A 19230-nucleotide genomic window follows, 5' to 3' on the forward strand; every position below is an offset into this window, starting at 1 on the left:
CGTTTTTGATTTACGGCAAGGTTACGATGCTGAATAATATTAGTGAAATTCAAAAATTGTATGAGCTACATGCATGAAACTTAATTTACGCGCTATTGACCTGAATTTATTGACTATTTTTGATGCCATCATGCAGCACAAACGTATGTCCCAGGCGGCAGAGGCCCTGCACATGACCCAGCCGGCGGTGAGTCATGCCCTGGCCCGGCTGCGCACCACCTTCAATGACGCGTTATTTATCCGCACCCGGGCCGGAATGAAACCAACCCCTAAAGCCCTGCAGTTGGCGGGCCCCATTCGCGATGCCTTACGGCAAATCCAGGAGGCGCTGGAATCCGATGAGCCCTTCGACCCCCTGCAGGCGCAACGTACCTTTACCATCGCTTTTGCCCAATACGGTGAGATGAGCGTGTTCCCGGCGTTGTTGGATCGAATACATCAGGCATCCAGCGCTCTTCGCATCAATTCCATCGGTGAAGCAAATGCTGAAGCATTGGAATTATTGAAAGAGGGCAACATCGACTTTTGCTTTGATATGCAGGCCCCCGACGATGACCGGCTGGAATCCTGCCTGTTCAGTGAGGAAGACTGGGTGATCATCGCGCGCAAGGAAAACCCACGCTACAAGAAACGCATCACCGCCAAGCAGTACTTTGCCGAGAAGCACATTGTGCTGGCGCTGAAAGGCGGTAAAAAGCAGCTGATTCAGCGAACCATGGCCAACCTGGGGGGCGAACGCCGGATATTGGCCGAGGCTCAGCAGTTGATTGCCATTCCCTCGCTGGTAATGCAAACCAATGCCATTGCCACCATACCTGCCAGGCTGGCGGAATACCCCATTTACCAGCACCAACTGCGCGTGCTGAAACTGCCCTTCGACCTGCCTAAAACACCCTTCCACCTGATCTGGCATCGTGCCATGAACCAGGATCAGGGACACCTTTGGCTGCGGGAACAAATTCTGCAATGCCGCTGAGGCTGACTGAATGAGGCCACGACAAGACATCACGAAAGCGCGCATTCACCACAGCTTCATAACGGTCGGCTAACCATGCATAATGAGCACCCCTCTGCCATGAGAAAACATATGACCCATCAAGACACCAACGCCAAAGAACAATGGCTCATCTGTGGCCTGGACGTGCTGGAAGCACAAGGGCATGCCGCGGTGAAAGTGGAACCCATGGCGGCACAACTGAATGTCACCAAAGGCAGCTTTTATTGGCACTTCGAAAACCGACAAACTTTTTTAGATGAACTGTGTGGCTATTGGCTTGAAAAGCAAAAGGCGATTGTGCAAGAGTTTCAGGAATGGCGAACGCTCACACCGCAGGAAGAGCTGAGAAATTTGTTGCAGTTTATTCTAAACAAAGACACAAAACACGATTTATCCATGCGATTGTGGGCACAAGACTTTGCGGCAGCACTCAGTGCGGTCAAAGAAGTAGACAACCTGCGCCTGAACTTTTGTACCCGACTGTTCAAACGCATGGGCTTCAACTCACTGCAAGCAAAAGTCCGCGCACGCATGGTTGTCTACTATCAAATTGGGGATTACACACGCCCCCACAACGATTCTAAACAGGAACGTTCGCGATACCTCGACGAACTTTTTAACCTGCTCACTGCATCATTCGAAAACCCAGTCTAAGAACTGAACGGTTTTCGTCACGCCTTCGTTGTAATACTCCACATAGGGCCCTGATTTTACGAACCCGTGGGGTGCATCCTCAATGACATGTAACCGATGTTGTCCGCCTGCATGCAAAAAGGCATCATGAAACAATCTGTTTTCCGCCACCGGAACGGTTTCATCCTCGGCACCATGAATGGTTAACATGGGTGGATCGTTTGCATCCACATGGTTGATGGGCGACGCCTGATTGTAGCGGCCTGGAACTGTGTTCGGATCACCACCCAACAAAGCCTCGATCGATACTTGTGATGCGGCCACTGCTGCGTGGTTGTAGGCCAAATCCGTCGGGCCGTACCAATTCACAATGGCCTGTGGCTCACTGGATATACCAGCGTACTGCCCGTTCATATCTTCCCATGCTGTGCGGCTCACGCCTATTTGCGTAGCCAAATGTCCGCCAGCCGAACTGCCCAGCACGGCAATACTGTCCGGATCGATGTTCCAATTACCGGCCTGGCCTTGGGCTCTGAAATACCGCACCGCGCATTTAACGTCTTTGATGATATCGGTGTAGTCCGCGCCTACCTGCATCGGATTGTTCGGGTTATCCCGCGTTAGCCGATAATCAATGGTGGCGGCGACGTAACCCGCGCTACGCAGATCCCCCGCCAGATTGGCTAAGCCCCCACGTTGGCCACCACTCCAACTTCCCCCATGAATCATTATCACCAGTGGGCGCTGCTCACCGGCGGGTAATCCATCAGGCCGGGTCAACGTGTACTCTAAGGGAACCTGAACCCCATCCTGCAAAAAATAGCAGTATTCCCCATCCACAACTTCAGCAATCCCCCCCATGGAACAGAAAGCCAAAGCACCTGCAACACTCCACTGAATACTCATCTTGTTCACATTAACACTCCTTTATGGTTGTTAGGTACGCACCATACGGTTGCGTATGGTTGAAAAGTATAATGTAAAAACCAAGAGCGCGTAAGTGCGCAGCAGCACATTGCTACTACGTGAACTGGATTTATAGAGTTGATAGTGGCGGGAGGAAACTCGCCAGGAACCTGCGAAGGCTATCAGTGGGATAATAATGCAGCGTTCTGAGATGGGGTTGCCGTTGGATGCACGTAAGATCTAAAGGTTGGCATTGCTGAAGTCGAGCTCATCTAAACCTTAGCATCCACTTTGAAGTGCAACAACGATGCTACATCGGCTCATCCGCGATGTAGTCCCAGAACTGATCTTCGGTGATGGTGCGAACACCTGTTTTTAGAATCTTGCTCATCTCAGCTGGCGCTATATTCTGTCCCAGTACCACCAGGCTGATCTGTTCATGCCATTCATCGTGGACGACGCCCATCTCTTGCGCCAGTTCTTTCATCTCGTCAATATCCTCTTCCATGTCACCCAGGAACAGGATATCGGCACCATCCAGATCGATATCATCGTCTTCATTATCAGGGTATCGCCAAACCTGCACACCACCGGAGGATGAATCAAACAGGCGCGCGTACAACGCGGTGGCCCCGGCGGACTCCAACGCGCTAACCAGCTCACCGAAGAACGAAAGTGCTACTTCGGAACCAGCTGACGTGGACAGGACCATTTGATCGCCAGCGGCTTCCAGATCCATTCTGCTGGGAAGGTCGTCAGACTTGATACTAAGCATTCGTGGTAATATACAATTCAAACTATCATCAACTATCATTGTTATCTCTTATGAAGATTTTCACTTCAGCCTTGCGTATTTTGCTTTGTAGTGTTTTCCCCGGGGGAACATTGCTATCCACTCGATATTCCGTTTGGGCTTTCTCGATTCCCTTATTCGGGCTTTTGATAGTGATTCTTTTTAGCTTAACACGCTGGGTAACCACACCCTTAGGTTTTATTTCCATGCTGGGGTTTCTGATTGCTTTGCACTTACTCACCTACGGATTAGGATTAGGCATAAAATCAAAATCTAGACCGGCTCGGATTATCGTGTTATTAGTGATTGGTCTTATCGCGCTGAACGGCTCTATCGTGACTACAAGCCATATTTATAAGGAAACGTGGTTTGGTTTTGGTTTTTATCACATACCATCTGTTTCCATGTCCCCCACTTTGATGCCAGGAGATGTGGTGCTGGTTGATAGCTGGGCTTTCAACGCACACCCCGCCAAAAAGGGTGATGTAGTGGTTACACGCAAGGAGCCACAAGGAGTGATTCTAGTGAAGCGGGTTACTCGTGTAAAAGAAGATGGGCAAACTCGATGGATTTATATAGAGGGAGATAATCCTGCACGCAGTCAGGATAGCCGTCAGTTCGGATGGATCGATTCTGCACTAATCATTGGTCAAGTTGATTTCGTCTGGTTTTCATTTAGAAATGGTGAGCGAGCCCTTCAGTCGCTTTGAGTCAGCCCTGCATGCTTGCGAATTAACGAGTAGATTTCTTCAGCTGCATTATGAGGCATAGCCAATATCACAAAGGGATCATCACCAAAAAACGTAACCAGCGTTTTGTCACAATTCTCTTTAGAGAACGCACGCATTTTTGCGGGCAATTGAGCAGGAACCCAGTCACTATCAAATATATCTTCCAATACGAACTGGTAGGTTTCCCCATCTGAACTGACGAGCTCCACCTTGGCAGTCATCCAACCATCATCTGAATCGCAATCGTAAACCTTCCATGAGTTACCTGGAATTTGCTGTAGGTATACGTCGATAAGCTCCCAAAGGTAATTAGCGGGGCCACAACCTTGCTCTGAATATTCCACATGTCCCAACAGTTCGAACGCGTCAAACAGGTGCGCGTGAACAAGGCTTGTGTTACTGGGTTCAGAGTGGTCACTATCTGATATCTGATAACCGTAACGCAAGGCAAATTTATACAAATCTTTATCAAAATCACTCACGCAGACACCCTAAATATATTAGCAATTATTCAGATGCGCTAAGACAGTCATAGCCCTTGCTGATCACGAACTTTTCAAGCTCGTAATACTCAGGGGGCATTGTTGGTTGTTTTAGTCCTTTAAGGAGCTTGTCTAACAAATCGGGGTCAGAGGGAACTAATTCCGTTCTACCATCTTCCTCATCGTACGGAGTCAGTATGTTATTTATGGCCGCAAGAAACGATCTCTGTTGAATATATGCCCCTTTTCGATAGGTTACACCTTCTATTTTAACCTTTGAGCTGGATGGTAATTGCTTCGAAAAGAACACAGGATTACAGTGCGGATACAGGCTTAAAAAATAATCAACCAGGTGTTTGAACCGCTCTCCAGTCTCCCGTTCATTCTCATAAAACAAATAACCTTTTATACCTCTTGATAATACGTTGCATGTTTTAGCTATATTAAATTTTACATGTATTCTGGAGTGCGGTTCTCCAGCCACCAACTCGACAACACGGGTTGGATCGTATTTGGTGCCGTATATCCATTTGAACATATCTAACCAAAGACGATAGTCGCTAGAGAATTGCGAATTGGCGATATAGCAGTTTTCAACAACGCTCATAAGAAAAGCATCCCAGTCACCATTATAGCCGTGGTTACGCATTCGCCATTCCGGATTCTCTGCATTAGCCAGGCTCCAGCGAAGCGATGATTCAATTACTAGTTTAAGATCATCCAGAGATTGAACCGGCGATAAGTATATGAGCGAGGCCATGTGGGGAATAGTTTTGTCTGTGAACGCCTTAATGTCGCCATTCAGAAAATACTCACTATACGCCATCACCTCCTTCTTTGGCGTATTTCCGGTAAAAAACGTGTTTTCTTCATAAACTGCCCACTCGTTTTCTCTTTTTTCTAACCACTCACTTTCTGTTGGAATACTGCTGTATATCGAGCTCATTCTATTATCAGCCACTCTAAAAACTTACTACGCCGCCAGGAATTTCATAATCGTCTAATTCTTCCTGTATAGCCTCTTCCAGCTCATCCTGCAAACTGTTCTTTAAGCTTTGAAGCAACACACTTAAAGCACCCTCCTTAATATGCGAGCCAGGAAACGAATCACCATCCGCCAAATGTGATTTAAATATAGTCGGAACTCTCGACGGAATTCCCTCTGGATCTTTTACCAGCTGTTCTTCAATTAAATCAAGGTCAGCACTTCTTGCAATCAAAGTTTTCGTTCCTTTTTTTCCTTTAGCACGGCTATAGGTTTTGAACTTATGAAATTGCCATAAGTACTCAGACACTTCAATATTCGTAGTCTGCAAACCACCTTGTGGTGCGTCTTCAGTTACGCCAACGCCTTTTGCGATTCGATCCAACACAAACTGGTGATGGGCCGTTTTCCCGCGTTTTTCTGTGCTGTTCTCACCTTTATTACCATCTTTCCTGGGGTTAGTGGCCCAGCGCCATTCCTTAATACTGTACGGCTTATTCGTAGGCGAATCGCCATTTTTCCGTGATTGCCAAGACTTCACTTCATGCCACTCTTCAGCCGAATCAGTTCCTTCAGTTACAATATCCACTCTTCGCCCGTATTTCAGAGCTCTTGTTATATTCAATGGATCGTCTTCTAGATCTTCTTTTCTCTTAAATATATAGACAATTCTCGGCACCTCAATCCCTATAATGGTACTGCCAGTTGCGTGCAGTAGTGCCAAATGCATAAGCTGAAACGCCGCACCTTGCACCTGATTTGCTCTTGGCTTGGTGTCTTCAGAATCTACCGCTGAACTGTACCCTGCCATCAAAATGAGAGTAGTGAGTCGAGCAAGCGCCGTATTTCGATCTGTACCAAGCGCATAGGTACCATTTTCAGGAAACAGCTGTCCATCCAGTATCTGTTGTTCAATGTAGCCAATAATAGCCAACATAGTAATGGGTGGTATTCTTTGTCCGCCAAAGCCAAGCAGAAAATTCTTAACTGTTTCAGGTTTCCCACCTCTTTTCACTACTGTGAAGATGGCTCTAATCATCCCGATATTAAATGCATGTCTAATGAATCGGGCTCTATCGCCAGGAGGCATATTCTTAACTGTCTTGGCGAATACGCCTAATGTTTTCGCTGCAGTCCCTCCGGGCAAGTCATCTAACATTGGTTTTAACTTCTTGAGTGCTGATGCCCACTTTTTACCTATACCCAAAGGCAACTTGGCTCTAGCCTGCATAACTGCATTATTGCTGACAAGAAACTCCTCAAGCCAAGTGCTATTCATCGCATCAATACTGGCGGTATCCGGTAGCTCGGTCTCATCATCCGCCAAAGAGACAAATTCCAGAATATCTAAAAAATCGTCTGTGGAATTAATCATATTGGAAATTTGTCCGATAGCTTCCCGAGACTCCTCATCTGTCGCCATATCGGCCACAATAATCATGAAGGCTACGCCTTGGTAAACCAATCTGAAATCACGCCCCTTGGCTTTCTGGAACATTTTCTTAAAAACACCACCCAGATATTTAACTGCTTTATTATTTCCCAGCTTCAATAATTTAATTGCAAGTTTTGCGGGTGTAGTAACTGCTTTCAGAGGAGCAGCCGGCGGAAACAACGTCAACACGTCCAACAAAGCTACAGAAAACGCGACAATATCCACATCGCGCCCTGAGAGCATATTGCCCACCTGATCCCAGATCACTTGCAAGCTGTCCAAGGCCAAGAAACTGGCAACGATCTCTAGTATATCCATAAAGCCGATGTCGTATGCATAGGCTTCAGGGAACAAAATGGCAACATGGCGAGAGTAATACTGACCACTATTGTAACCATCAAGGCTTTGAGCAGTCGTATCATTCAGGTAACCTTCATCGAATCCTGGGTCGCCCGGCACGATGCCCGCATCAAGCATCGCTGCTGCAATGCGCTCGAAAGCTGCGGTCGACATTAAAGTCAGAACTTGACTTTCCTGCCCTATTGATATTGCAATATTTTGCTTTGATAACTCACTACCAAAGCTCAATAACTCTCCCTTACCTTCAACTACTACTTGAGCTGTGCCCGACTCTGGTAACAACACTGTTCTAGATTCAGAACCATCAGCAAAGGTTATCAATGGAGAGGATGAAAGATTAAACCAACGTAAGGTATTTATCTTCCCATCATAGGCCTGCCCTACTACCAAGCCATAGTTGGACGAAAGGGGATTACCGCCCGCGTCCACAGCATCCTGCAAAGCAATATCACCATACTGGACAACCCCAGTGACAGACGTTGAGTATTCATCTTCTCCAACCTGAAGACGAAGGCTACCTGCGTCCAATGTTACGGCTATCTTTTGCCATTGATTTAGTAAGAAACCAGGATGATTTAATGTGTAGCTGCTGGCATCGTCCATATTTGCCGTCAGGCTTAAGCTACCATCAGTTTGCAGAGCCAAGATTATTCCATTGCCCAGGTTCACCAATTGGCCACCTGGCTGATTAGCTTTCACCTCCAGAGAAAATGATAATCCATCAGCCAATTGCAACCTGGACGCACTCACTACTTTAGCGCGGCTGTGAACGATGATTTCATCTAACTCATTGCGCTGCTGAGAAAATTGAAAACTGAAGCCCGTCCCTCCCAAAGTGTCCTCAACCAAGGTTACGTTCTCTACAACACCTGACGAGAGACCTACCTCGTCGGTTAGAACCCCCTCGTCAACGTTATTCATCCAATAAGCAGCTTGTGTCAAACGGTTAGGCAAAAATGCGTTACCTAATTCAAGGCTGAGCTGCTGATTGGGAGCTCCCATTACCTCAACTTCCCCGGCTACGGCCTTCTCAATATTGAATATGGAGCCGTCCCAGCGGGTATGCGTGAACACCGATGGTGCTGTTGTGTCACCCACCATTTTACCGCGATAGTTATTTATTCTGGGGGTATTATCATTCGGGTATTGAACTTGAACGAGCTGTTCAGTAGGAGCTTGTAACGCCGCCATCGCTTTGACAACGACTTCCGTCTCGTGTGTTGGTGTGAACAAGGTTAATGTCGCAGTACCATCTTCTCCTGTAATGATGCTGGATGCGCTCAATCGCCCTTTTTCAGCCCAAACATCCAGAGGATAATTCGGCTGCGCTGCGCCATCTGCAGTTACCGATATTTGAAACTGTTGTTTACTATCAGTTTCCATCGCTGGCGATAAGCCCGTGATGCTGATATTTACAGGTCTTACATCTATTGCTACAGGAAGCGATGTGGCCCCAATCCTAACTGTAAATTCGCAGGCCTCTGCATAATCCGATCCTTTAAGTGAAAACTGGAATGCACCGTTGGTTGTAACATCCGGACGGCTCGAAACCTCTAAAGAGCCGTCTGTCGTTATGCCTACAGCCGTGCCGTCCGCAACGGTGTTACCCCAAGCGTCTTTTGCAACACCGGACAAAGAGACTTCACCCACGCCACCCACAAATAGCTGATTATCGTCATCTGGTGATACGGTTATAGACGTTGGCACCCCAGGAACAACACGAAAAATCAAAGGCAATCGCTGCGTATCACCTGATGAGTTGTTTGTAAGGACAGCCGTAACTTTGGCTATATCACCTGCCTTGTTGGTTAAAGTCAGTTTATTGTTAAATATGGCGAACTCATCATCTACCTCAACGGACGTCTCGAGTTCACCCTCACCCTCCAGCTCCCATCTGATTGATACCGGGTATTTTGATTCTGGGTCTCGATTAGCGAAGCCCAGAATATGGGCTACTAGATCTACTTCGGGTGTATCAGCTGATATTTCTACGGCTCCGTCTTCTGCCGGTAAGATGTCATTGTCCAGTACGGCATAGAAATCAAGATATTCAAAGGCCCATTCCCACAGAACATTTGCAGCATCGTTGTTACTGTACAATCGCATGCTCAGATAATCTTCTGGATCTAAACCTGCCAACGCCCCCAAGTTTTCAAACGTTATTGTCTGATCACTACCTATTGTAGCCAGCATTTCTTCTTCGCCTAATGCGATGATAAGTTCTCTTTCACCGTCATAGCTAAACGCCGTTAAGGTATCGTTATCGAGGCCATCACTGTTAATATCGCGACTCAGCAGGCTGTATGCAAAGGCCACTAATTCGTCAGTGGACGCTATAACCGGGTTCTCGCTGGTATAGATATCTTCAACATCATCAGCTGTTATTTGCCTTCGAATTTGCTGTTGGGTCAGATCGTAGATACTGAACTGAAATTCAGGGCGATAAAGCCACTCATATATTGGCTCTGGCTTGGGAGTGGTGATGTCTGCATCTTCGCCCTGAGCTTTAACAAATTCACGATATACTTGTTGGGATTCCAGGCTATCGTCCTCGTTATAGACTGGGACCTTGAAGGGGACATATCGATCGGGTCGATATTCCTGCATGCCAGAGTTGGCACCAGTCACATAAAAAGCCTCAAGCTGATCGAACTCAGACTGCCTGGTGAAAGGCTGGCCTGACACATGAATATAAAGATGCTCTCGGTTACTGTTCGGATTTGAAAAACGTATTACGTTGGTATGTTTGCCTGGCTTCACCGGGAACTGTGCAACTGCACTGTCCCCAACCGCTGCATCGTCCAGAATATTCGGTGCAACGATCTTTGCGAAGCGTGCTGTATAGCCGTAATCGCCCAGGGCTTCCGGCAATGCTCTGCCATCGTGATCCAACCATTCTGTATAAACAACGATCGCAGTATCTGTACCCAGCGCAGCACCTTCGAAGCCAACTGTTCGGGCTGATTTCTGACTAGGATCACTATCATCGCGCATATCGTCTGGAAGGTACTGAGTGCCTCTTGTCAGACCTTGCTCAACGGTATAACTGCGCTCCGCCCATATCTTAAGATTGGGAGGGCGCATAATGATATCATCAACATTGTAGTCAATTACCATCGCGTTACGAAGGTAACCATCTTCATCTTCAGTACTGTGAGCTTTCAGTTCTGTAGTGATAGTACCCATATACCCAGTGACACGGTTAATCGCGATAATACGAATACGCTCACCGGGGCGCAGATGATCAGCTTCTCGGTCCCAAAACTTTTCAACGACTCCCGACTGTTGTTGCCAGAAGCGGTAGGCGTTCTGTGGACCAACAGGGTTACCTGTTACTGGATCTACTGGATTTCTACGAAGATAGCTTGCGCTATAGATACCCTCTCGAGGACCGCGCATTTCTAAAGTGTAGAAAAACTCGCCATCGGCCGCGCCTAGGTCATTCTTGATGACACTAGTGGCTTCGGCAGTATTAAGACCTCTGCGCTCTGCGATTAACTCTCCGTTGGATTCACGAAAGACATATAGATCGGTATTACTGAGATCTATTTCTCCCAAAGTTGTGACCAATCCCTTATCATCAAACTCGCTTCCATCTGACAACCGCCAATCCGCTATTCTTAGGAGGTCGGGCTGATCTTCACCAGGTACTCCTTCTTTAGAAGAAAGAAAAACACCTTGATGTGTACAGAGAATTCCATTTTCATCACGTGATACTACGCAAGGATAGTTTTCATCATTCTGCAAAAAGAACTTTTTCTCTGTTTCACCCTCTTCACCATCCTCTACTGGAACTTCTACTACCCTACCCAACAACGTGTTTTCAAACTCTCCATCGCGGTCAAAGTCATAATTACTTTGCACCTGTCTGACGAACCCAGGCACTGTAAGGTCATAACTAGGTGGCGTTGCTGATTTAGAGAAGTTATCCAAAGCCCAAACGCTTTGTATATCTGTTAGTTCAGGAGTAATGTCCACGCCACTGCCATCGGGATTTTCCAGACGCGCACGACCGTTTATAACCATGATGTCGATGGGGAAATCGCGGGGGCGTTTAACTGGCGTAGCGGCGCTCGCTAAAATTCCGATTACTGCCGGGCGAATTAATGGCGGGGCAGTCGCAGCCAATCCATTGCAGAAATCATAATCGATTCGTTGCTGCCAGTAGATTCGGTAACCGGGTAGGCGCGGATTGAAGCGATTGTACTGTAATTCCAGATACGCAGGTGTGGTGTAGCTGAAGGTGAACCCCGGACAAGGCGGCAGGGTGTAATGCATGCTGTACTTGCCGTCTTCACCGGTTTCGGCGCCATCAGTAATTCTCGCAGCCGGTGTGGTGGTAATACGAGCACCTTCTATTGGCCCGTAAATAACATCTGTGGCTTTACGGTAATTGATGGTGGTGGTATCCACGCCATCCAGCGCTTCCTCCCCTGTATCATCCCCTTCCGGACCAAAGAACTTAACCCGAAAGCCTATATTGTTGTCAGTATTGGAAGGAGTAACTATATTAGATACTTCTCCGGTTGCAGGATCTGAACGTATTAAAAGTGACGCATAATCACCGATGGTTGTCCTACGTACGTCAATAGGAAATCGAGCCAGTAGGTGATACTCCCCGTCTGGGATCTGTGTGAGTTCTTTTGAGCGAACCAATACAAACTGTACGTTTTCATAGTCCGGATTGATTGCAACGGGTGAAAATGTTTCTCCATTATAAGTTTCAAAATTTTGCTGTGTGATATAGTCGTAAACCGACATCCAGATGGCATCCGGCATGTCCTCCATGATCTGGGTGTATTGATCATGATAGGCGCGGTATTCCGTCCCACTGAAGGTGAAATCCCCATCCTGCATGCCGCCGATGACGCCGGCTTCGCGGCCGGTTTCATCGTACTCCACCCAGATGGGCATGTTGGTGGAGGGATCCACCACGATGCTGCGGGTATAGACGGCACCGAATTTGTAATAGGGTTCGAAGCCGAACATGGCGTGGGCCTGCACGGCAAACAGCGTGGTGATCACCATCGCAAAGAGGGTGTTCAATCGTGTTAACTTGTTAGAAAGAATCTGTGTACTCATGTTCCCTATTTCCTACTGCCCGCTCGTGCTGTTAACGACGCTGCTCAATTCTGCCCGCATCAGTTCCAGACTGATGTCGCCATTGGCGTATTTGGCCAGGGTTTCCTGCCATTCGTACGGCACCATGCCGTAGCCGATGGCATCCAGGCGCTGGTATTGCAGCTCGCCAACGCTGCGCACCCGGTAATTTTCAATTTGCCCCACACCCACCGGCACGATGAGCTGGCTGCGATCATCCAGCCCCAGCATCACCACGTAGTATCCGTTATCGGGTACGTAGTCGTAGCTGCCCATGATGGCAGGCATGGCAATATCCAGCCCGGTAATGCTACCTTCCACCGCGATGCCGCCGGGCTGAACAAAGTAGAGCCAGTGACCGTAGCCCAGCGGCCCCAATGGATAGGGGAACTGGGAGAAATCGGTAAACTGGACGTGTATGGGGCCGCTGGTGTTCTGATCTGGGAACACCAGGCGGGTGTCGGTAAGATCCATCACCAAATCGCCGCCCAACAGGGTCACTTCACCACCGCCTTGCACCGGAACAAAGTTAATGGTGGGATCCAGTGCCGGCACGGTACGCAGATCCATGGGGTTCATGCGGCCTTCCACCACACTTTCGCGGAAGCTGATGCTGCCGTAACGGGTGTCCTTGAACTCAGGGTTGAATTCCAGGGTGTATTCGCCACTGGGGATGTTGTTTTTGGCGGCATCACCGAAGCCGAAGTGGTAGGCGCCATCCCGGTCGGTTTTGGTGCTGCGATTGAGTTCTTTCAACTTGACGGTGATTCCGGCCAAGGGTTGCCCCAATTGATCCTGTACGCCCCCGGTGATGAAGGTGGGCAAGTCACGCACCTTGAACTGGGCTCGCTCCATTTCGTTGCCGTCATAGGTCACGGTGATAAACACGTTGGCACCATAACCCAATTCACGTTCGGGGTAGAAAGCCATGACGGTGCTGCCCGGCAATGGCGCGATGCTGCCCGCTACCGCTTCGAACGAGCGGTTTACTTCCACCAGTCGGTGCCCTGCCCCGCGCATGCCACTGACGCCGCGCGGATCGCTGTCGATGTAGGTAAAGCCGTTCAGGGTTTCGTTGACGGTGATGGAAACCAAAGCTGGGTCCACCGGCTGATTGAAGTACACGGAAACAAAGCCGTTGGGCTCGATGTCCGTTGCATTGTTGGCGGGTTCTATTTTCTGGATCGCAACCGGTACCTGTTGCGGATCCCGCACCGATACCGACAAACCGGCCGTGCCCACCACTTTATCGGTCAGGTCGCGCACTTCGATGGCGATGTCGTAATCCCCGGCCTGGGCGGGAATGGTGACGGTGCCCGCCAACAGGGTGGAGGAGCCGGACAGGGTTTGCTGATCCAGTATCTCATCGGCGGCGTTGGTGAGTACCGCATAGGTGGTGAGATCGGCAGACAGGCCGGCAATGGCCGCGGCCACCTGCAGGGCAATGGGTTGGCCCTGGTTGATGAATTCACTGCCATCGGCCGGTAACAACGGATCAACGGTGACCGAGCCATCTCTAAGTAGGGTGTATTCCAGGCTGGTACTGTTGCCGGCAGCATCCCGTGCGTTCAACTCCACCGTCAGCGGTGTGCTGACACTGAGGGCCAACGGCAGGGAGAACAGATACTCCCCGGCGGCGGCGCCAGGTTCTACACTCACCGGTTGACCGTTCACGGTAAAGCCTGCGAGGTTGGTTTCGCTGATCACACCGAACAGCTCATAGCGTGAGGCCACCACCCTATTTTCCGTAGGTACCGGTTGCAGGCCGCCGCCCACACTGATCACCGGCGGGGTAATATCCCGATAGTAGATCGCCTGGGCCGCCACGGTTCGGTTTTCGCCGTCGGTGATCGATGCCGTCACCTGGAAGCTTTCCGCGCCGGCCGGGAAGTTGAGAATCTCCTGGAAGCTGCCCGCCTGGGTCTGGCCACCCTGCAGGGACACCAATTCGCCGTTGACCCGGATCTGGGCGGCACCGCTGAAGCTGATGGCTTCCCCAGCCAGGGTAAAGCTGTCACTGTTGAGCATGCTGCCCGGTGCCGGTGACAACAGGCTGATCAACGGGGCATCGGTTTCTGCCACTTCCGGCTCGTAGATCACCACCACGCTGCGTTGCAGGGTCTGTGTGTCCAGTACTGCCTGAACCAGAATGGTGTTGTTGCCTTCCTGCAGTTGTACCGGCGCGGAACGGTAGGTGTACTCCGTGTTGAGGGCCGTGCTCTGCAGTGCGGTAGGCTCATTGTCCACCGTCAGCACGATGTTTTCAGAACGCACTTCCGACTGCAGTTTACCGGTTACCACCACATAAGGTTCGGTAACCTTGCTGTAGCCAACGGGCGAATCAATGGTGAGGCGCACCACGGTATCGGTGCTGAGCCGTTCCACCGCAACAATCACCGTGGCTTCATTGCCTTTGGTATCCACGGCTTTCAGTTGCAGGTTGTTTACACCCAGCTCAACCGGCACATCCGCACCCCAGTTATCGCCGCTGAACTGTGCGGTGATGGTACCGGCGCTTTGATCGTTGGTGATGGTGAGCGATGCCACACCACTGAGATCGGTGGCTATACCGTTGAGGGTGAAGTAATCCTCGTCGGTTTCGAACGGCTGGCTACCCAATACTGTGATTTCCGGTGGCGTGGTATCCGGGATGCTGTTGGGATCGTTTGGATCGGACCCTGCCGCCACTTCTTCTTCGTTGCTGTATCCATCGTTGTCGCGATCGGGATCGCTGTTATCACCTTGACCATCGCCATCCAGGTCCGACCATTCCGCCGGATCGGTGGGGAACTGGTCCGCAGCGTCGTCCACACCATCATCATCGGTGTCGGCCTTGGCCGGATTGGTGCCATTGACCACTTCCACGTTATCAGCAATGCCGTCGGAATCGCTGTCGGTGAGCAACGGATTGCTGCCGTAGGTATTGATTTCGTCGCCATCGGACAGGGTGTCCCCATCGCTGTCCGCCAATAATGGATTGGTACCGTGCGTGTTGATCTCGGCGCCGTCGCTTAAGCCGTCTTCGTCACTGTCGGGTTTCAATGGATCAGTGCCGTGGGTGTTGACTTCCGCGCCATCGGTCAGGCCATCACTGTCACTGTCCGGTAGATTGGGATTGGTGTTATAGGTGAGCACTTCCTGGGCATCGGTCAGGCCATCGCTGTCGCTGTCCGCCAGGTTGGGGTTGGTGCCATGGGTGTTGATTTCATCCCCATCGTTTAAGGTGTCATCATCACTGTCGGCATCCAGGGGGTCGGTATTGTGAACATTCACTTCATCACCGTCACTCAGCCCGTCGCTGTCGGTATCTGCCAGGTTGGGGTCGGTGTTGGTGGTGTTCACTTCTTCCCCGTCACTGAGGCCATCCCCATCCGTGTCCGCTTGCAGTGGATCGGTGCTGTGTTCGTTAAGCTCGGCTCCGTCGCTCAGGCCATCGCCATCGCTATCGGCCTGCAGTGGGTTGGTGCCGTGGGTGTTCACCTCATCACCATCGCTGACACCATCACTATCACTGTCTGCCAGCAGCGGATTGGTACCGTGAGTGTTGACCTCCGCGCCATCGGCCAGGCCATCACCATCGGTATCCGCCAATAATGGATTGGTGCCGTGGGTATTGATCTCCGCACCATCGCTTAAGCCATCGCTATCAGTGTCCGACTGCAATGGGTTGGTGCCGTGGGTGTTGACCTCTGCGCCATCGGCAAGGCCGTCACCATCGGTGTCTGCCAATAATGGATTAGTGCCGTGGGTTGTCAGCTCGGCGCTGTCAGTGAGGCCATCCCCATCGGAATCATCTGACAACGGGTTGGTACCATGGGTATTAACTTCCTCACCATCGCTGAGGCCATCGCCATCGGTATCCGCCAATAACGGATTGGTACTGTGGGTGTTGATCTCCGCACCATCGCTTAAGCCGTCGCTGTCGGTGTCCGCCAGCAGCACATTGGTACCGTAGGTATTCACTTCCGCTCCGTCGGTGATGCCATCGCCGTCGGTGTCATCCATTAGCGGGTTACTGCCATGGGTATTGATTTCCGCGCCATCGGTGAGGCCATCGCCATCGGTATCCGGGTTCAGCGGATCGGTTTGGGTGGTATTGATTTCCTGGGGATCGGTCAAGCCATCTGCGTCACTGTCGGCTGCCAACGGATTGGTTTGGTGCTCATTGATTTCCGCACCGTCGCTCAGGCTGTCATCGTCGCTGTCGGCATCCAATGGATCGGTACCATGGGTAAGAATTTCCGGGCCATCCAGCAATCCGTCTTCATCGGTGTCGGGCAACAGGGGATCGGTGCCGGAGGTCAGTACCTCATAGCCGTCGCTAAGCTGATCCTCATCGGTGTCCGGCACTAGCGGGTCGGTTTCGTACGTTTGCAATTCGTCGGTATCGCTCAGGCCGTCATCATCGGTGTCCGCCTTGATGGGGCTGGTGCCGAACTCCCACACTTCCAGGCTGTCCGATAGGCCATCGCTGTCGCTGTCCACTAACTGGGGATTGGATTGATAGGTCAGCACCTCTTCCCCATCCAACAGGCCATCCCCATCGCTGTCGGGGTTCATGGGATCGGCGTTATTGGCCGCTTCCAGATCGTTGGTCAGGCCATCCCCATCCAGATCGTCATCCAACCCGTCAAACACGCCATCGTTGTCCACATCGCACAGCAATCCAAAATCCGCCTGATACAGATTCTGGTTGCGGAAATACATCTTATCGCTGTACGACAAATCAATGTTGGCGCCAGCCATGGCACCGTAAAATTTAGTGGACCCTTCCGTATTAATATCACCACGGGCATACAGGTAGGCGCTGGTATCCGAGTAGGCACCCAATTCAAAAGCCTGCCAGGCGTAGATCACCAGTTTGGCCGGATCCCCTTCGTTACCGCCGGGCATGTTGAGCTCGGAGCTGTTACCCGTGACACTGGAAGAGTAGACAAACAGGCGCACCGTGCCTTCACCCTGGACTTTGATCTTGGTGTAGGATGCCATCGACAGTTGTTCAATCCAGTAATCGCCCGGTGCCAGCACCACGGTGCTGCTGGACCACAGATTCAGTTTGCGAATCCGGTATTCGCCGGGCTGCGCAAAGGTGATGGTGGAGAACAACAGCGGCGTCACCTCATCGAACTCCCGCTGGCCGTCATTACCCAGAGTGGCACTGCCGGAGATGTCGGTGGATGAGGTACTGAATTTGAAATCCGGCGCCAGTATGAAAGGTGACGGCACGCCGGAAGCGGAACAATCCGTATTACCGCAGGAATCAGCGCTGAACAACGCATTGCTGTTTACCACCTGACTGGAGCGCAATTGACTGGTGGGCGCATTCTCCATCAGGGAATAGGAACCAAAATCCACCAACCCGTTCTGGGTATGGGTTTGCAAGCCGGTTTCAAACGCTGCGGAACAATAGGTTCCGGCATACCCTTCCAGGGAATCCGGCACGTCGTCGCCGTCCGCATCCACGGGCACGTCGCTGGCCAGATACGGATCGGTGCCCACCATGCGTTCGTAATCGTTGCCGATGCCGTCGTTATCAATATCCAGATCATTGATGTCCGGGATACCATCACCATCCAGATCGGGGTAAGAGAAAGACTGTTGGCAACTGTCACCATAATTCACCAGGGCGGCGTTATCATGACGGGAATACACTGCCGTGCCCGAATGCAACTCCACAATGCTGGCATTGAAGGCGCCTTTAAGTACCGAGAAAGAACCAACGTCCATTGGGCCCTGGCTGTAGACAAATCCATCCAGTCTGGCGTTGGGCCCCAGATTGAGGCTGCCGTTAACGTACATAAACAACTGGTGTGCGGACGCGGTCTGGTTGATATCCACTTCATCCGCCAGAGCGGTATCGTTGTTCACCATCAAGCGCACGGTGCCTTCACCCAGAACTTTGATGTTGGCACCATAATCCATGATCAGGTTATTGACCCAGTAATCACCGGCCGGCAGTTTGACGGTGGCGCTGAGCTTAAGGTGCAGGGTATCGATCAGGTATTCAGATTGGGCACTGTTGAAGGTCAGATTGCCGGTGCTGTTGACCACCACATTGCGGAACTGGGTCTGCACGCCATCGGTGGTGGCAGATTGCAGGATGCCTACGTCGATATCGGTGGTTGCAGCGCTCAGCTTGAAGTCATTAATGTAGATCGGCGGCGCCGTGGTACCGGAGGCAGAACAGTCTGACCAACCGCAGCTGAGCGTTAACGGTTCCTCAATGATCAAGGGTGTAATCAGTTCATCATTGGGTGCATCGTACACCCGCGAACTCAGACGGAACCGTACAGCACCATTCAGGTCATGCACCTGCAGCGGGCTTTCAAACAAAAGCTCACAGTTCTGTGCATAGGCATGGGATGCCGTTAACCCCCACATCAGGGAGGCCACCACAATTAAAAATTTACATCCAGAATGCTTGATCATAACGCCCGATCTTCCGTGCCAAATACATCTTGCGCATACGCGCCGCTTAGCAGACTTCTTATTGGTCTACGTTTCGAAATTCCTGCAGCTGCACCAGGAGTTGCTCGTTCAGTGCTTTCATGGTTTCGAGCATCTGTTGGTATGCCTCATCACGCTGCGACTTGGATTCCGCGCTTTCGGTTTCAGCCGCCAGGCTCAACGCTTCATCCTGTTCCAGGCACTGAAGATAAGCCCGCGCTTCGCTAAGAAACCCTGCAACGGTCTCCTGGGCCTGAATCATTTCAGATTCGCTGGCCGCAGCGCCATCCGGCAAAATCGGTGTTGCCGGTGGTAGACATTCAGCTGCCGTCACGGCAGACATCAGGCACCCCAATGTGCA

The 19230-nt window shown here is 50.8% G+C and carries 10 protein-coding genes; 3 read left to right on the forward strand and 7 right to left on the reverse strand.

Features of this window, described 5'->3' with window-relative positions; genetic code table 11:
* Window positions 1-73 precede the first annotated feature (73 nt).
* Complete coding sequence (locus tag D9N13_RS23080; RefSeq protein WP_290594346.1) at window positions 74-976, forward strand: LysR substrate-binding domain-containing protein; 903 nt, start codon at window positions 74-76, stop codon at window positions 974-976.
* 111 nt (window positions 977-1087) lie between these two features.
* Window positions 1088-1651: a TetR/AcrR family transcriptional regulator gene (locus D9N13_RS23085; protein WP_290594347.1), complete on the forward strand. Its 564-nt coding sequence runs from the start codon at window positions 1088-1090 to the stop codon at window positions 1649-1651.
* On the opposite strand, the gene D9N13_RS23090 is transcribed toward D9N13_RS23085, so the two are convergent.
* Together D9N13_RS23090 and D9N13_RS23095 are read right to left on the reverse strand one after the other, a co-directional pair.
* Window positions 1631-2536: a prolyl oligopeptidase family serine peptidase gene (locus D9N13_RS23090; protein WP_290594704.1), complete on the reverse strand. Its 906-nt coding sequence runs from the start codon at window positions 2534-2536 to the stop codon at window positions 1631-1633. The genes D9N13_RS23085 and D9N13_RS23090 overlap by 21 nt on opposite strands.
* A 310-nt stretch (window positions 2537-2846) precedes the next feature.
* Window positions 2847-3311: a BRCT domain-containing protein gene (locus D9N13_RS23095; protein WP_290594348.1), complete on the reverse strand. Its 465-nt coding sequence runs from the start codon at window positions 3309-3311 to the stop codon at window positions 2847-2849.
* Between the two features lie 50 nt (window positions 3312-3361).
* Between D9N13_RS23095 and D9N13_RS23100 the strand changes: the two genes are divergently transcribed.
* Window positions 3362-4039 (forward strand): S26 family signal peptidase, encoded by a 678-nt coding sequence (locus D9N13_RS23100; RefSeq protein ID WP_290594349.1) that lies wholly within the window; start codon window positions 3362-3364, stop codon window positions 4037-4039.
* Here D9N13_RS23100 and D9N13_RS23105 read toward each other — a convergent pair.
* The 5 genes from D9N13_RS23105 to D9N13_RS23125 are packed head-to-tail and all read right to left on the reverse strand — an operon-like array spanning window position 4027 to window position 19212.
* Window positions 4027-4542, reverse strand: a complete 516-nt coding sequence (locus tag D9N13_RS23105; protein ID WP_290594350.1) for a hypothetical protein — start codon at window positions 4540-4542, stop codon at window positions 4027-4029. The two genes, D9N13_RS23100 and D9N13_RS23105, sit on opposite strands and share 13 nt — an antisense overlap.
* Window positions 4543-4567: 25 nt before the next feature.
* Window positions 4568-5503, reverse strand: a complete 936-nt coding sequence (locus tag D9N13_RS23110) for a hypothetical protein (RefSeq protein ID WP_290594351.1) — start codon at window positions 5501-5503, stop codon at window positions 4568-4570.
* A gap of 1 nt (window position 5504) precedes the next feature.
* The gene (locus tag D9N13_RS23115) at window positions 5505-12404 is read right to left on the reverse strand and encodes a hypothetical protein (RefSeq protein WP_290594352.1); all 6900 of its coding nucleotides are present in this window, start codon (window positions 12402-12404) and stop codon (window positions 5505-5507) included.
* A 12-nt stretch (window positions 12405-12416) separates the two neighbouring features.
* Entirely contained in the window at window positions 12417-18851 is a 6435-nt protein-coding gene (locus tag D9N13_RS23120) for a hypothetical protein (protein WP_290594353.1), read from the reverse strand.
* A gap of 58 nt (window positions 18852-18909) precedes the next feature.
* Window positions 18910-19212, reverse strand: a complete 303-nt coding sequence (locus D9N13_RS23125) for a hypothetical protein (RefSeq protein ID WP_290594354.1) — start codon at window positions 19210-19212, stop codon at window positions 18910-18912.
* Window positions 19213-19230: the final 18 nt, after the last annotated feature.

Source organism: Ketobacter sp. GenoA1 (genome assembly GCF_003671475.1).
GTDB lineage: Bacteria > Pseudomonadota > Gammaproteobacteria > Pseudomonadales > Ketobacteraceae > Ketobacter.

Coding starts and splice junctions, on each gene's coding strand:
- D9N13_RS23080 (WP_290594346.1), top strand. CDS start 74: ATGAAACTTAATTTACGCGCTATTGACCTGAATTTATTGACTATTTTT.
- D9N13_RS23085 (WP_290594347.1), top strand. CDS start 1,088: ATGACCCATCAAGACACCAACGCCAAAGAACAATGGCTCATCTGTGGC.
- D9N13_RS23090 (WP_290594704.1), bottom strand. CDS start 2,536: ATGAGTATTCAGTGGAGTGTTGCAGGTGCTTTGGCTTTCTGTTCCATG.
- D9N13_RS23095 (WP_290594348.1), bottom strand. CDS start 3,311: ATGCTTAGTATCAAGTCTGACGACCTTCCCAGCAGAATGGATCTGGAA.
- D9N13_RS23100 (WP_290594349.1), top strand. CDS start 3,362: ATGAAGATTTTCACTTCAGCCTTGCGTATTTTGCTTTGTAGTGTTTTC.
- D9N13_RS23115 (WP_290594352.1), bottom strand. CDS start 12,404: ATGAGTACACAGATTCTTTCTAACAAGTTAACACGATTGAACACCCTC.
- D9N13_RS23120 (WP_290594353.1), bottom strand. CDS start 18,851: ATGATCAAGCATTCTGGATGTAAATTTTTAATTGTGGTGGCCTCCCTG.
- D9N13_RS23125 (WP_290594354.1), bottom strand. CDS start 19,212: ATGTCTGCCGTGACGGCAGCTGAATGTCTACCACCGGCAACACCGATT.